The sequence below is a fragment of the Phycisphaerae bacterium genome, from assembly GCA_018003015.1.
Classification (GTDB): Bacteria; Planctomycetota; Phycisphaerae; order UBA1845; family PWPN01; genus JAGNEZ01.
Genome location: JAGNEZ010000071.1, coordinates 13,347 through 27,693, shown reverse-complemented (window position 1 = coordinate 27,693; position 14,347 = coordinate 13,347). Strand labels below are relative to the sequence as shown.

Below are 14,347 nucleotides of genomic sequence, written 5' to 3'. Positions count from 1 at the left end.
GCAGAACCAGGACGCCACAGACCTTCTTGAGGATCACCGCGCCCTTGGATTGCTCGTTCCAGTCCAGGTATCGCTGCACCATTTCGGTCGACGTTCCCGCGGCCACGATCACCGAGCAGTGCCCGATGCCGTACACGAGCAACAACGCCGCGCCATAGAGAGCGTTGGTCGTCGCGACCTTGAACGTGACACCAAGTACCGGGGCCATGAAGGCGAACGTGCATGGTCCCAGGGCGATGCCGAAAACCAGGCCAAGAATGAACGCCGCGAGCGGGCCCTTGCGCCTCATGTTGACTTGCCCCGGCCCCGACCAGGGCAGGGGAATGACCTCCAGGAGCACCAGGCCGACCAGGAAGAACAGTACCGCGACGAAGTAGTTGCCGTAACGCCCAACATCGCCCATCATCCGGCCCGCCGCGGAGGTGATCGCACCGATCGCGGCAATGGTGATCAAGATGCCCACGGCGAAAAGCGTGGAGATCCCGAAGGCTCGCCGGGCGGTCATCTGCCCCTGCTGGCCGATGAAGCCGACAATCAGCGGAATGCTCGCCAGGTGGCAGGGGCTCAGAATGATACTCAGAATGCCCCAGAGGAAAGCGGCCGCCAGGGCGATCAGGGGCGTACCTTCCACGGCGTGCGTCAGCATATCGAAGAGCCGCTGGATCATTTGCATTCACCGATCTTGCAGGCCCCGGCGATCTGGGCGGGCGTCATGTTCATCTTGGCCGCCAGGGCCTGGCCGATGGTGACCATCCGGCCGGTCGCGGTCGGGTGCTTTTCCAGCCAGGCCTTCAGGCTGGCCTCGTTGATGAAGAAGCCGTGCGGCGAGCAGAGCGTGATCTGCTCCGTTTGGCCCTTCACGAGTACCCGGCTCTTGGGGCTCACACCGCCGTCACACATGAAGCAGATGCTATCCTTGGCCCGTGTATCGGCCGCGGTGGGAGTCGCACGCTCGATCGAGGCCGCCGGCTTGCCGGTGAGATCCACACCCAGTTCCTTCCACTTTCCCAGGATGTTCTCGCGGGAGAAGAAGCCTTCATGGCGGAACAGCTCCTTGCCCGACGCGTCGAAGAAGATCTGCGTTGGGATCAGCTTGATGTGGTACTCATCGCCGGCCTTGGGGTTCTCCCAAACGTCGATGAAATCGACCTGCAGCCGGCCGGCGAACTCCTTCCTGAGCTCCTCCAGGATGGGAGCCATCTTCTTGCAGGGAATGCACTGGTTCGCGCCCAGGTCCACCAGCCGAGGCAAGCCTGCGGCGGTCGGGGCACTCGCAGTGGCAGGTGTTCCTGCTGTCGTTGAAGACGACTTCTTCCCGTGCTTGGCCACGACGACGATACCGATTGCCACCGCCAGAGCCACCACAATCCCGATTCGCGCCGTGTTGTTCATGGGTATCTCCTCGCCAAGCCGGCTTACGATATGGTCGTGGTCAACAGACCGGTAATCTCCGCTTCCGAGAGCACCTTGCCCGCCGACTTGACCTCGCCGTTGATGGCCAGCGCGGGAGTCATCATCACCCCGCGCTTCATGATCTCCGCAAGCTGAGTCACCTTGCACAGCTCGTAGGGGATGCCCAGGCTCTTGGCCGCCTTGTCGGCGTTCGCGGCCAGGGTCGTACACTTCGGGCAACCGCTCCCGAGAATCTCGATCTTCATAGGAGACACCTCATCAGCAGGCCGGGCCCGCGAGAGCCTTGATCTTGTCCACGATCTTGCTCGCATCGCCGGCCATGTCCGGTTGGGCGGGTTTCTTCTCGATGCCCAGCTCGGTCGCAACCACATGCACGTCCGCAGTCAGACCCGCCTTCTCCAGCACCTTGCGACAGCAGTGATCGCTGCACCCGTCGATGGCGATGCGTTTGCCCGCCTTGCGGACCCGCGTCATTTTGTCAGGAATGTCGGCGGCCACGGCGGCGATGCAGAACAGGTTTCCAATGCCCTGCTGCATCGCCTGCACGCCGGCCCGGTTGGCCGCTTGGCCCGAGTGTGCCGCGCCGGCACAGGTGAAGATCAGCGTTTCACCGCCATTACTACCGCATCCACATCCTGTCGTCATGATTATTCTCCTCGAGAGTCTGACTCAGCTGACGGCCCCGAAAATGAGGCCCGCCGTCGTTGAAAGCACAATGACCAGACTGCTAAACACAACGGTTTTGCCCGTGCCAAGCACCGAGCGAATGACCAGCATGCTCGGCAACGACAACGCCGGCCCGGAAAGGAGCAGTGCCAGGGCCGGTCCCCTGCCCATCCCGGAACCGATCAGGCCCTGGAGGATGGGGACTTCCGTCAGAGTGGCGAAGTACATGAACGCCCCGAATACGGAGGCGAACAGGTTAGCCCGCACCGAGTTGCCGCCGACCAGATCGGTGATCCAGCGGTTGGGAATCAGTCCCTCTTCACCCGGGCGGCCAAGCAGCAGCCCGGCCACCAGCACGCCGCCCAGCAGCAGCGGGGTGATCAGCTTGACAAAGGCCCAGGTCTGATTGAACCATTCACCCGCTTCGTCCTGGCGCGAGCCAAGAACGATTGACAAGCCGACGCATGCGACTACAAAGGGGAACATAGCATTCAGCGGTGCGTGCTCCGCGTGCAGCCAGGTGCGGAGCCCAGGCGTAACGATCGACCCGGCCAACGCCCAGGCGACCAGCGTTACCGCCGCTACCAGGGCCAGTTTCCACCATTCCACTTTGAACCACATCGCCAGGAAGACGGCCAAAGCGGTGGCGCACACGGCCGTGATCGCCCATTTCGAGCTCCAGATCACGAACCAAAAGCCCGAAGTCTGGTCTGGTTTGCCCCAGTTGGCGAACACGAGAATGCCGATCATACTCGCGAAGTACAGAATGGTTTGCCACAGGGGCCGGCCAATCTCTGGGGTGGGCGTCATATCCGCGGCCTCGGCCTTGGTGGCCTCTTCCTGGCGATAGATCAGGTGCATGATGAGGCCGATGATGATGCTGAAGGAGATCGCCCCGACGGCGCGGGCCGCGCCAATGTCCAGTCCCAGGATGCGGGCGGTCAGGATGATGGCAAGCACGTTGATGGCCGGGCCTGAGTACAGGAACGCACAAGCTGGCCCGAGCCCGGCGCCCGTGCGCCAGATGCCCGCGAACAGCGGGAGCACCGTGCACGAGCACACCGCCAGAATCGCGCCGCTGACCGAAGCCACGCCGTAGGCCAATGCCTTGGGCGCCTTCGGCCCGAGGTACCGCATGACCGAAGCCTGGCTGACGAACACCCCGATTGCCCCGGCGATGAAGAACGCCGGGACCAGGCACAGGAGTACATGCTCCTGGGCATACCCCTTGAGCAGGGCCAGCGACTCCAAGACCGCCTTATTGAATCGCGGCCACTCAGTCGGCAAGGCGAAGCAGGTGGCGAAGATCGCCACGCCCCAGAGGAGCTTCTTGTACTCGGATCTCCAGTCCAACGTCATTCCGATGTATCTCCCGATCCCGACGGCACATCCAATAGCGGCCGTTGAGAGCAAGTATTGCTTTATGGCCAAATTGCCATGGATGGCTCAAAAAAAGAGAGCCCTCCCTCCTGGGCTCAGTTCATCACCTCCTGATGGGCCTGGAGATTGGCCTTCAGTACGGACTCGATACAGTTGAAGAAGCTGGGGATGCACCTGCACCGCAGGCGGTAGAAGATCATCGAGCCTTCACGGCGAACCTCGACCAGGCCGGCCTGCTTGAGCAGGGCCAGGTGCTTGGATACCGTGGACTGGTCCGCGCCGATCAGATTGGTGAGTTCACAGACGCACCACTCGCGCTCCTGGAGGACTTCGAGGATGAACACGCGGGTTGGGTGGGCCATGGCTTTCGCGATGCGGGCCCGGGCTTCGTAGTAGGCGGGCGCTTTGCGTTTAATGGCCATATGGTCATTATACCATCAATGTGCGGATGGTCAAATGCGCGTTCCGGCCTTTCCAACTTCCGGTAGAATGGCCACCGATGACGCCTCTGTCCCAGCCTAGCCGGTCCGCACGCCGATCCGCTCGCTTCTGGTTGAGCATTCTGATCTTCGTCTGGGGTGGCCAGGCGATGGTCACCCAGTCGTTGCTGCTTCGGGAATCGGTGGTGCTCATGTCCGGGAGCGAGTTGGCCTGGGGTGTTGTGCTGTTCGCCTGGTTGGCGGGTGTGGCCGTGGGGGGCGTTCTGGGTGGCCGGGCGTCGCGGCGTGTGCATCGGCCGGTCATGGCTCTGGTCGGGGTACTGATGGGGCTGGCCTTGCTGCCCGGCCTGGAGATGTGGTTATTTCGCGGGGCCCGGGCCTGGCTGGGCGTGGAGCCGGGCGAGCTGGTGCCCTTGCCGCGGACGCTCCTGGCGGCCCTGCTGCTGGTGCCGCCGGCCGGCATTCTGATCGGCATGGCCTTTCCCCTGGCTTGCCGCGTGTCGGACGAGGGTCCGTCGGGCTGTCCATCCGAAGCTCCGTCGGGCAGTGGTGCGCTCGGTCATGTCTACACGCTGGAGTCGGCGGGAGGGCTTGCGGGCGGAGCGGCATTCAGCTTCTGGGCGGTGGAGCGGCTTTCGCCGATCCAGACGGCGCTGGTCTGTGCGGCGATCACGCTGGGTGCGTGCGGGGCGTTGCTGGCGACGGACCGTTCGAGGAGGCGATTGGGCTTCCTGCTGGGGGCCGTGAGCGGAGCTGCGCTGGCCTTCGCCTTCTCCCCCGGTGATCCGCTGAATCGGTGGCTGGTCGCTCGCCGTTGGGTCGCCCTGGCCCCGGGCTATCGACTCTGTGCCGAGGCGGAATCCAAGTATCAGAACCTCGCGGTCGGCCAGCGGGATGAGCAATACTCGCTCTACTGCGACGGGCACATTGCGACGACGTTCCCGGACCCCTACGGCGTTGTGCCGCTTGCTCACCTCTGGATGTGCCAGCATCCCGCGCCGCGTCGCGTGCTGGTCATCGGAGGTGGGGCGGAAGGACTCCTGGCCGAGGTTCTTCGCCACTTCGATGCGGCCCGGCCGCCGATCCAGCGGGTGGTCGACTACCTCGAGCCCGATGCCCGTCAACTTGAACTCATCGAGCCCTTCCTCCGGCCGCAGGACCGGTTGGTCCTGGCGGATCCCCGGGTTTCCGTGGTTCATCAGGACATCCGCTTCATGCTCAAGAGTCAGCGGGATTGCTATGACTTGGTGATTGCCCGGTTGCCGGAGCCGACCTCGGCGCTCCGGGCTCGGTGTTACACCAAGGAGTTCTATTCGGAGCTGCGGCAAGCGATGACCGATCGGGCGGTCCTGTGCATGACCGCGGCGGCCGCTCCGGCGCGCTTGTCGCCGGACTCGGCCGAGTACCTGGCGTCGATCCGGGCGACGCTCCGCGAGCACTTCCCGGCCGTCGTGGTCGGCTGGGGCGATCCCGCCCCGGTGCTGGCCGCCACCGCCCCCGACCTGATCGCCACCGATGCGGTCGAGTTGACTCGGCGGTACGGTGCGCGCCGCGTCACCGGCTCGTCCTTCGAGCCGCTCTGGTTCGAAACGGCGGCCGAATCGTTTGAGCCGGACAAGCTTTGCCAGCGGTCCGAGGATCTTGACGCCGCCCTGAACGTCGAGGTGAGCACCGATCTGCGTCCGATCATCTATCTGAAGCGGTTGATCCTCTGGGAGCGGATGACCAGCCCGACGTCGAGCCGGGCTCTGGAACGCGTTCGCGGCGTGCCTCTGGCTGTCGCGGGGGTGGTCCTTGCCGCCCTGGGCGCGGTTCCGTTTCTGTGGCATCCGCTTCGCCTCGGCGGCCGCCGCGGTACGCGGCATGCCGCAATCACCTGTTCCATCGGTACGACCGGCCTGGTCACTATGGCGTTGACACTCATCCTGCTGTTCGCCTTTCAGAGCCTTTACGGCTACGTCTACCAGCGGATCGGCTGGCTTGTCGCCCTGTTCATGGCCGGCCTGGTCATCGGCTGCGAGTCGGTTCGGCGGCGGTCGTCGCCGATCCCTGACGCCGGCACCTGTGGTCGGGCGTGGCGAACCCTGGTCGCGGTTGATCTTCTGCTGGCTGGCCTGGCCCTGGCGACACCGATCGTGCTCGCCGGCGTGAACGGTCCGGGCGGAGGACGGCTGGGCGCGGCCGGGGCGGAGCTGGCCGTCTCCATACTCATGGCTCTGGCTGGCGTGATTGGCGGCGCGGCATTCGCCCTAGCCGGGGCGGTGCAGGTGGAGCTCTCTCGGGAAGTGGGACCGGCCGCCGGGAGCGTCATCGGGGCCGACCACGCCGGGGCCTGCGCCGGGGCCCTGCTCACCGGCATCGTCCTCGTTCCGGTATTCGGCATCCCGACGACCGCGGCCCTTCTCGTCGCGGTGAAACTGGCTTCCGCCGCGATCTTGGTCATCACCCGCCCGCGGGAATCGGCGGGATGACGACTGGCTGCCCGGGCGGTTGTCCGGTGAAGGCCAAGAGCGCGGGGCAGGCGGTTCCAGCGCACTCGCCGGGTTCACGCACCGGGCGACTCAGCGGGGTTCGTCGATAAAATCCTGGACCGCGTTGGGGAGACACCAGAGGTAGGTGCCGATGAAGCCGACCAGGCTGACGACGCCTGCGATGGACACGAACCAGAACCAGCCGGAGGGTAATTCCCTGAGCGCTTGGAGGGACAGCAGTACGGTCAGGCCGACGCCGTTCAAGATGAGGATCAGCAGCCCGATCACAACGGCGCCGGTTCCGCGGATCGATCGGCCGCGGTAGACAGGTACAACACCCGCAATCACGCCTTGCAGGCCGATCATCAGGAGTTGGAGCAAAACAGCGCCCAGCGCTCCGACGAGCAGGGCACACGGAGCCATGAGCAGATGCCATCCGTCGGACGCCGAGGCCCATAGTTCCGCCAGCTTGAAGTAGGCGATGACCGGGCCCAGGATGATCCCGATCAGGAACGGGAAGTAGTAGCTGAGCTTGCTCATCTCAATCGTTGCTCCGGCCCGGGAGTCCCGGCATCCCGTGGGGCCGCATCCAGTATACGATGACGTTTTGCCGGATGCGAGCCGCGTTCGGCCCCAGCCACACTCCGGGTACAAGCGGCCCGCCCTGGTCCGCTCCCCGGGTTTCGGGGGTCAGCTGCCTATTGCAGTCCTGCGACCCGCTGCTGAACCGGAGCGAGCGGGGGCAGGTCGTTCGTCAGCCGGGCGGCGGTTGAGTTTTCCGAGCAGGAGAATCGTCTCATGGCCGGCGCCGTGATGACGCACGCGCCTGTTGAACGGGCGGTGGATCTGTATAATGATGTCGGTATTCACCTGTCCGACTCAAACAGGAGCGAGCACATGAACAGGCGCACCTTCATCCAACGGTCTATGGGTACCGCGGCGGCTGCCAGCCTGGCGGGCATGTCGTCCTTCTCCTTCGCCCAGGCGAAGGACGCCACACCATCCAAGGGTATTCGCCTGGGCGGGCCGGTCTTCGCCAAGACCCACGATCCTGAGGAGCTGGCTTTGGCTCATGTCAAGCTCGGCTACCGGGCGGCGTATTGTCCGGGCGTCGATCTGAAGGATACCGCCCGGGTCGAGGCCATCGCCAAGGCGTTCACCAAGCACAACGTGGTCATCGCCGAGGTCGGCCGGTGGTGTAATCTGCTGGACGCGGACGAGAAGAAGCAGGCCGACCATCTGCGGACAGTGACCGAGGGGCTGGCCCTGGCCGAGGCGATCGGGGCGCGCTGCTGCGTGGATATTGCCGGGTCATACAACCAGGATTCCTGGTTCGGGCCGCATCCCGACAATCTCAGCCAGAAGTTCTTCGACGCCACCGTCGAGAATGCTCGCAAGATCATCGACGCGGTCAAGCCGAAGCGAGCCAGGTTCTGCTTCGAGATGATGGGCTGGGCGATCCCGGACTCCCCGGATTCGTACCTCAGGCTCCTCAAGGCGGTCGATCGCCCGGCCTTCGGCGTGCATCTCGACCCGTGTAATCTGGTCAACTCGCCGGAGCGCTTCTACCGCAACACCGACCTGCTCAACGAGTGTTTCGACAAGCTCGGCCCGCAGATCATCAGTTGCCACGCCAAGGACCTCGTCTGGGACATCGAGATGAACGTCCATTTCCGCGAAGTCCCGGCCGGCAAGGGCAAGCTCGATTTCGACACCTACCTGCGCCGCCTGGCGGGCCTGAAGCAGTCGCCGCCCTTGATGATCGAGCATTGTGCCAACGAGCAGGAGTACGACCAGGCGCGGACCTTCATTCTGGCTCGGGCCCCGAAGTCCGGTGTCGAGTTGGTCAAGTAGGGAACAGGGGAGCGCATCCAGGCTGAAGGCCTGTCGTCACGCCAGGCCCGCACGTTCGAGCATGGTCTTCAGCGTGGCCCAATCGCGGCGGATGGACTCGAGGGCGGCCTGATCTTCCTTTGAGCCGATCGATCGTTCGATCGCGGCATACTCAACATGGAGCGAGATCGGCCCCGCGAAGCGAAGGGCCTTCAGCCGCTTGAGCCCTTCCTCGCACCGGACCATGCCCACGCCGAGCGGGACATCCTCGGCCTTCCACACACCTTTGCCGTCCTTGGACCAGAAGAAGTCCTTGACCGCGAGCATGCGGATTCGCGGGGCGAGCAGGCCCAGGCCGATTCGCCATCCGCCGTCGCCGCCCTCGACCGTTGCGTGCCGCAGGTCGAAGTAGGAGGTAATAGCTTCCCTAGGAAGGTCCTGGATGAGTTCGTGAATGTCCCACATTCCCGCCCCGACGCGCAAGCCGCAGTGATTGTGGAAACCGGCGGTCACGCCGTGGGCCTTGCAGAGGGCCGCGATGTCGCGAAGGCGGGCTCTGACCTCGGCCAGCGTGGCCTCGATGCGGTCCAGGTTCTGGTAGCTGTAGTAGCCGAGCTTGAGGTAGCGAATGCCCAGGCCGGCGGCGGTCTTCACGATGGCCTCGGCGTGGCCCTTGCCCGCGTCGGTGATCTCGGTGGTGATCATCGGGATGGCAATACCAGCCTTGGCCAACAACGCGTGAGCCGCGGGCAGATCCTCCGCAACCCGTTCGGGTAGCACGTGTCCCTTCGACCGGCAAGTCAGATCCGCAGCATCGATGCCGTTTTTCTTCAGCACCTCGGGCAGCTGAGCGAAAGGCCGGTTCTGCAGCGGCTTGGTGAACAGGCAGGGGCGAGGCTTGCCGGTATCGCTCGCCGCGGCTTCGGCCCGGGCCCATCGGTTCAAGCCGGCGGCCGCACCTGCCGCGGCCATCGTCTTGATAATAGCACGCCTGTCAGGTCGGGTCTGCGAAGAAGCTCCCATTGGCATTCTCCCATCAGCACGAATGTCGCTCATCTTCACCCAGGCCTTAGTCGACCTGCTTCAAGACCAGTTTCCGTGTGCCCGGCTCCCCCCCGGGCTCGATGTCCAGATAAACACCCAAACGGCCGGAACCACAAGGACTCTGCCCGACCTTCGAACCCGCCGGGATCGTTTCGACGCGGAACCCTTTGGGAAACGCGGCCAGCGGCACGAAGATCCGCGTCGGTTCTCCGATCGCCGGTTGCTCCTTCCACCGACACCGGAAGACCCGCTTCTCGCGATCGAAGCCGTAGCTGAGCAGTTCCCCCGCCAGTGCGACGGGACAGGGCCGGCAGATCGCGGCGAAGAAGCTCTTCTCCTCCAGGTCGGGCTTCAGAATCCAGAACGTGTCTCCGAACCCGTATTGCTCGAGCTGCGAGGCGATGAACAGGGCCATCGGCCGGCGGTCCTGGTTGTTGCCCGGGTCGGCGTCCCATTCGCCCACGATGACCGGCATATTCAGCCGCGTGGCCAGTTCCGCCATGCGGGCAAAGATCACGCCCATGTGCAGGGTCGTGGGATCGCCCATCGGCAGTCCGTAGGCGTGCGGTACCAGGGCCTGCTGCGGATCCCGCCGTCCTTCGCCGTCCATGATCGGGGCAAGAGCGCTCCGCACTCCGATAATGGACCCTCCGCCAGGCTCCAGCAGGATTATATGGTGCTTGTCCACCTCGCGGATCGCTCTGGCCACGCGGGCATACATCGGGTTCAGTGAATCGCGCTCGTAGGTCATGTACAGCGGCTCGAGAGCCGCCAATACGCCCTTCAGGAGGTTCTCGTCCGCCGCCACTTCGGTCATGGCCTTGCGGCGGAATTCCTCGCTCTGGTATTCCTTGAGCAGGCCGGCCACGGTGACCTCCTCGCCCTTGTCGATCCTGACCTTGGCAAGCTTGGCGGCAATGATCAGGGGCATCATTCGCATCGGACTGCCGGGGTAAGGCTCGTTGAACAGATCGTAGCCGATGATGGTGGTGTCGGCGGCATATCGCCGGGCGACCTGTCGCCAGGCCATGGCGAACCGGTCCTGGATGCCGACGCCGTCGGGGCCGGGCTGGTTCGCGTAGAAGTTGTCGAACGCGGTCTGGACCATGGGGCTGGTCCAATAGGATTCTTGCCACAGGTTGGGGTTCTGGACGTGCGGCTGGCCTTCGTCGAGCGTCGCCCAGGCTGGGGCTCCGTCAATCGCCTTGACGCCCCACAGGTCCTGGTGCATGTCAAGGTAGATGTACAGGCCGTTGGCGCGAGCCGAGGCAATCTGCTCGTCGGCCAGCCTGAGGTAGTCTTCGTCGTACTTGCCGCATTCCGGCTCGAGTTCGGACCACTCCAGCTGCAGGCGGATGACGTTGAGGCCCCAATCGCGCATGCGGGCACAGAGTCCCGGCTTGATCCAGGTCGAGTCCGGCTTGTTGGTACCGCCGGCGTTGATGCCGTGCAGAATGATATGCCGGCCGGCGGGATCGACGAATCGGTTTCCGGCGACGTGTATCCTGGCCAAAGGCGGGGACTGTGGGATCGGCTGACTGTTTGGCTGGGAAGTGACTGCCCCCACCGGGGCCGCGGCCGCCATGAGGCAGAGAACAGGAGCCAACTGGGCAAGGCGCATGGCCGCGAGCCTCCTGACGGATGGACAAACCGGCGGCGGGCTTTTCAGGCAAGCGATACTCATGTCCGTACGTTCTGGTAGGACAAGCCGCGGAGGGCGCAGTTACGGTGACGGGGCAGACTCTCCGCTTGTCTGCCCTCCCGCCCCGGGGCTACACAGCCTTCGAAGCCAGACCTTCAGTCCTCCACGGAGAAGCTGATCGATCGTGATCGAGCTTGTTCTGGGGTCAATGGTGAACTCGAACGGCAAGGAGGCCTGATCGCGGTAGCTGACCCAAACTTCGCCCTTGATGGCCACGATCTGCGTCATCTCCGCCGCGGCATTGAGCAGGTCCTCGGTCACCAGGCTGCTCCGAACGAGACGGCGGTAGTGGATGCGAGCGCCTTGAAGCCCGTGATATCGGCCGTCTGTCAGACAGTCGAGTTCGCGGGTGATGACCGGGGTGATGATGTGTTCGGCGAAACACCGGTCGATTTCCTGCTGGGTGACGAATCCAAGCTGGTGGAGGATCGCTCCGAGCCTCCCCTTGCCCTCTGACTGCATCGCAAGCGCCGTTTTGAGGGTCTCGGGCGTGATCAAGCCTTTGGCCAGAAGAACCTCTCCAATGAGAGGTAAGGGTTTGTTTTCCTCGGCAACCATCAATCCACATTCTCCCGCAGACGCTCTTTGTGATCGGAGTTACGTGAGATGGGCTGAGAAGTGACCTCTCGTTCTCACCTGCCACCAAGACGGTCGTGTCCGCTTGCCGTGAAGTGCGTAATCGTCACGCGTGCGTCTGTTGGCGGCAACCCGCTCAACGTGTACCAGGAATCCTACGATCGAGGCTGCGGTCCGTCAAGGAACCGACGGAGACGACATTGGTGGAGATGGAGATGAGCCGTGACCAGAGGGGAGCTGTTCGGACAAGGTCACTCGAGCGCGGTACACTGCCGTCGTGTATTGGAGTGTCGCTCAAGCTGCCGATACCCGGCGTTGAGGTGTGTCCATGCCCACGAACCGATCTTGCCGCTCAGTCATGTGGTTGTCTCTGCTGGCTGCCTGCATTGGCCGGGCGGTGATCGCTGAGAATACTTCTGAGCGCCCGCGGCCCGGGACTCCGCCGCCCGCCGGTCGGGAGGCGAGTTACGAGTGGTATGCCCGGCAGTACCCCGATCCCAACATGTTCACGCTGATCGGACCGCCGGCCGACCCCGGCGATGCCGCGGTCAGCGCCAACGGCCAGCTTTTCGCCGCCGCGGTTCCGGACATGGCCGTCCAGGGTATCATGCCCCGACTTCTGCCCGGCGTAAGCGACCGATACATCAAGCGTGCCGTGAGCTTCGCCCTGTTCGAGCACGGCCGGGTGCTTCCCTTCGGAGCGGCCGCACCGATACGTCAGCGGGCGGTGCAGGGCTTCCTGCCGATGGTGGTCACCGACTGGCAACCTGGCGATCTGAGCTTGACCCAGACCACTTTCGCCGAGCCGCTGCGGGTCGCGGAGTTCTCCGCCGACAACCAACGAACACTCGCATGGGCAGCGGTGGACATCGTGAACACCGGCCGGCAGGATCAGGATGTAACCCTCCTGACGTTCTACACGGGTGATGAGAAGGACCTGCGCCCCGGCCTGACCTGGAAGGGGGGTGCGGTATTCGCGGGCGAAAACGCTCTCTTCGCCGCTCGCGGCCAGGATGGCTTCCAGGTCAAGTTTGCCCCCGTGTTCCCGCATGATGCCGAGCCTGCGGCCGGAGACGAGTCGGTCAGGTTTCTGGACCGCCGCAGCGGGGTGTTCAACGCCCTGGTGATTACCGGCCGACTCGGCCCGGGGGCGAAGACTCGGGTGCTGGTTCATCGCATCGTCGACCCTGGCCAGAACATCAACTGGGCGGTTACACCGGAGCCGCCCCCGGTGGCCGCCAAGGAACTCACCGAGCGATCCTTCAACCGGGGATACCGGAAAGCGATGGCGATCTGGCAGCAGCTGGCCGCCCAGCGCATGCCCTTCGAGACTCCGGACGCGGCCCTCAACGACATTTACCGCAAGGCGCTGCTCGATGGCCTGATCCTAACCAAGCGATGGGACGGCCGGTACATCGTCTATGATTCGGTCATCTACCGCTGCCAGTGGGATAATCCGAGCGTCAGTTGGATCTACACGCTGGATCTCGTCGGCGATCATCGGACGGCCGAGCAGCTTTTCGATACCATCTTTCAGCGCCAGGGTACGCGCAAGCCCGGCGGCATGCGCACGCGACAGGGCTGCTTCACCGATGTCACCAACATCAACCGCGACGGCAGCCCCGCCTCGTGGGCGAGCTGCAACGGCTGGGCACTCTGGGCGATCGCCGAGCACGCCCGCCTGACGAACGATCGGGGCTGGGTGGAGAAGCACAAGAAGCAGATTCTCGACGGCTGCGAATGGATCATCCGCGAGCGCCGCTTCTCGGCCGAGAAGCCGGACAACCCGTGTAAGGGTCTGCTCTACGGCAAGTTCGTCTGTGACCTGCCGGCAGATGGCGACGTGGCCGAGGCCGGCTACTTCACCTACACCGACGCGATCAGTTTCGTTGGTCTGTATTCGGCGGCCCGCCTTCTGCAGGACTGGCACTACCCAGAGGCGGCTCGCCTGATCGGCGAAGCGGAACTCTACCGCAGGGACATCATCAGAGCCGTGAACCACCTCACCGACAAGTCGCAGGATCCATGGTACGTCCCCTGGGTGCTGAGTGCCCCGCAGTTCCAGCAGCGCTACTTCCACGACATCGTCGGGCCGGTCAACCTGGCATACTCCTGCAGCACGGGCGGCGTCGTTCCGCCGGATCACGAGTTGATCGATCACACCATCCGATGGATCGTCGATCGCGTGCACCAGGGCAGCTACGAGCAGGTCGTCGCCGGAACCGAGCCCCCGACGCTGAACCACGGCTCGGCGTTCTACTCCCAGGACCTCGCCCTGGTCCTGCTGGAGCGTGGCCAGGTCGAGGAGTTCCTCCGCGTGTTCTACACCGCTTTGGCGGCGGGAATCTCGCACGGCACCTTCACAACCACCGAGTGGGGCGACAACACCCAGCCCCATATCCATTCGATCGGCAGTCTCGTCCGCATGTTCCGTGCCATGCTCATTCAGGAGCGCGACGCCACGTTGTATCTGCTGCAGGGTGTGCCGCGGGCCTGGTTCACCCAGGGCGAGACCATCACCATCCGCGAGGCTCCGACCTGGTACGGTCCCGTCTCACTGAGAAGCACCTCCGACATTGAGCATCAGACGGTGAGCCTCGATCTGAGCCTGCCACCGAGGATCGCAGAGACAGCCGTTCGACTCCGGCTTCGGCTTCCCGGCGGCCTGAGCGTGAAGACGGCCACCGCCAGCGGCCAACCCGTCGAAGTGCGCGGCGGCGAATGGCTGACCATCAAGGGGTGGACAGGTCAGGTCAGCGTCGTTGCCGAGGTCGGGCCGCTTTGACCGCAGGAGCTCGATTTGTTGAAGCGAGCGGCGCGGA

Annotated in this window: 13 protein-coding genes; 3 read left to right on the top strand and 10 right to left on the bottom strand. The window is 64.3% G+C overall.

The annotated features are described in order from the left end of the window. The 6 genes from KA354_21390 to KA354_21365 all read right to left on the bottom strand — a co-directional run. Positions 1-667: cytochrome C biogenesis protein (locus tag KA354_21390; protein MBP7937207.1), on the bottom strand; the 667-nt coding region annotated here is incomplete at its 3' end. After that, entirely contained in the window at positions 664-1,392 is a 729-nt protein-coding gene (locus KA354_21385) for a thioredoxin family protein (GenBank protein ID MBP7937206.1), read from the bottom strand. The genes KA354_21390 and KA354_21385, both read right to left, overlap by 4 nt. 23 nt (positions 1,393-1,415) lie before the next feature. Next, positions 1,416-1,658 carry a TM0996/MTH895 family glutaredoxin-like protein gene (locus tag KA354_21380; protein MBP7937205.1) on the bottom strand — a complete coding sequence of 81 codons (243 nt, stop codon included), beginning with the start codon at positions 1,656-1,658 and terminating at the stop codon, positions 1,416-1,418. A 13-nt stretch (positions 1,659-1,671) separates the two neighbouring features. After that, the gene (locus KA354_21375; protein MBP7937204.1) at positions 1,672-2,058 is read right to left on the bottom strand and encodes a putative zinc-binding protein; all 387 of its coding nucleotides are present in this window, start codon (positions 2,056-2,058) and stop codon (positions 1,672-1,674) included. 24 nt (positions 2,059-2,082) lie between these two features. After that, on the bottom strand, positions 2,083-3,432 hold the full coding sequence (locus tag KA354_21370; protein ID MBP7937203.1) for a permease: 1,350 nt from the start codon (positions 3,430-3,432) through the stop codon (positions 2,083-2,085). Positions 3,433-3,554: 122 nt separating this feature from the next. Continuing rightward, a complete protein-coding gene (locus KA354_21365) occupies positions 3,555-3,881 on the bottom strand; it encodes a winged helix-turn-helix transcriptional regulator (protein MBP7937202.1) in 327 nt (108 codons plus the stop codon). Positions 3,882-3,958: 77 nt separating this feature from the next. Here KA354_21365 and KA354_21360 point away from each other — a divergent pair, with 77 nt between their 5' ends. Beyond that, positions 3,959-6,370 carry a hypothetical protein gene (locus KA354_21360; protein MBP7937201.1) on the top strand — a complete coding sequence of 804 codons (2,412 nt, stop codon included), beginning with the start codon at positions 3,959-3,961 and terminating at the stop codon, positions 6,368-6,370. Between the two features lie 90 nt (positions 6,371-6,460). On the opposite strand, the gene KA354_21355 is transcribed toward KA354_21360, so the two are convergent. Further along, a complete protein-coding gene (locus KA354_21355) occupies positions 6,461-6,910 on the bottom strand; it encodes a hypothetical protein (GenBank protein ID MBP7937200.1) in 450 nt (149 codons plus the stop codon). A gap of 357 nt (positions 6,911-7,267) precedes the next feature. Here KA354_21355 and KA354_21350 point away from each other — a divergent pair, with 357 nt between their 5' ends. Next, complete coding sequence (locus KA354_21350; GenBank protein MBP7937199.1) at positions 7,268-8,224, top strand: sugar phosphate isomerase/epimerase; 957 nt, start codon at positions 7,268-7,270, stop codon at positions 8,222-8,224. Between the two features lie 36 nt (positions 8,225-8,260). On the opposite strand, the gene KA354_21345 is transcribed toward KA354_21350, so the two are convergent. The 3 genes from KA354_21345 to KA354_21335 all read right to left on the bottom strand — a co-directional run bounded on the left by KA354_21345 (position 8,261) and on the right by KA354_21335 (position 11,507). Next, a complete protein-coding gene (locus KA354_21345; protein ID MBP7937198.1) occupies positions 8,261-9,226 on the bottom strand; it encodes a sugar phosphate isomerase/epimerase in 966 nt (321 codons plus the stop codon). A 46-nt stretch (positions 9,227-9,272) separates the two neighbouring features. Further along, entirely contained in the window at positions 9,273-10,868 is a 1,596-nt protein-coding gene (locus KA354_21340; GenBank protein ID MBP7937197.1) for a cellulase family glycosylhydrolase, read from the bottom strand. A gap of 102 nt (positions 10,869-10,970) precedes the next feature. Further along, positions 10,971-11,507 carry a hypothetical protein gene (locus KA354_21335; GenBank protein MBP7937196.1) on the bottom strand — a complete coding sequence of 179 codons (537 nt, stop codon included), beginning with the start codon at positions 11,505-11,507 and terminating at the stop codon, positions 10,971-10,973. A 346-nt stretch (positions 11,508-11,853) separates the two neighbouring features. On the opposite strand from KA354_21335, the gene KA354_21330 reads away from it, so the two are divergent. Continuing rightward, positions 11,854-14,310 (top strand): hypothetical protein, encoded by a 2,457-nt coding sequence (locus KA354_21330; protein ID MBP7937195.1) that lies wholly within the window; start codon positions 11,854-11,856, stop codon positions 14,308-14,310. The last annotated feature ends 37 nt before the right edge of the window (positions 14,311-14,347 follow it).

Coding starts and splice junctions, on each gene's coding strand:
- KA354_21385 (MBP7937206.1), bottom strand. CDS start 1,392: ATGAACAACACGGCGCGAATCGGGATTGTGGTGGCTCTGGCGGTGGCA.
- KA354_21380 (MBP7937205.1), bottom strand. CDS start 1,658: ATGAAGATCGAGATTCTCGGGAGCGGTTGCCCGAAGTGTACGACCCTG.
- KA354_21375 (MBP7937204.1), bottom strand. CDS start 2,058: ATGACGACAGGATGTGGATGCGGTAGTAATGGCGGTGAAACGCTGATC.
- KA354_21365 (MBP7937202.1), bottom strand. CDS start 3,881: ATGGCCATTAAACGCAAAGCGCCCGCCTACTACGAAGCCCGGGCCCGC.
- KA354_21360 (MBP7937201.1), top strand. CDS start 3,959: ATGACGCCTCTGTCCCAGCCTAGCCGGTCCGCACGCCGATCCGCTCGC.
- KA354_21355 (MBP7937200.1), bottom strand. CDS start 6,910: ATGAGCAAGCTCAGCTACTACTTCCCGTTCCTGATCGGGATCATCCTG.
- KA354_21350 (MBP7937199.1), top strand. CDS start 7,268: ATGAACAGGCGCACCTTCATCCAACGGTCTATGGGTACCGCGGCGGCT.
- KA354_21345 (MBP7937198.1), bottom strand. CDS start 9,226: ATGGGAGCTTCTTCGCAGACCCGACCTGACAGGCGTGCTATTATCAAG.
- KA354_21340 (MBP7937197.1), bottom strand. CDS start 10,868: ATGCGCCTTGCCCAGTTGGCTCCTGTTCTCTGCCTCATGGCGGCCGCG.
- KA354_21335 (MBP7937196.1), bottom strand. CDS start 11,507: ATGGTTGCCGAGGAAAACAAACCCTTACCTCTCATTGGAGAGGTTCTT.
- KA354_21330 (MBP7937195.1), top strand. CDS start 11,854: ATGCCCACGAACCGATCTTGCCGCTCAGTCATGTGGTTGTCTCTGCTG.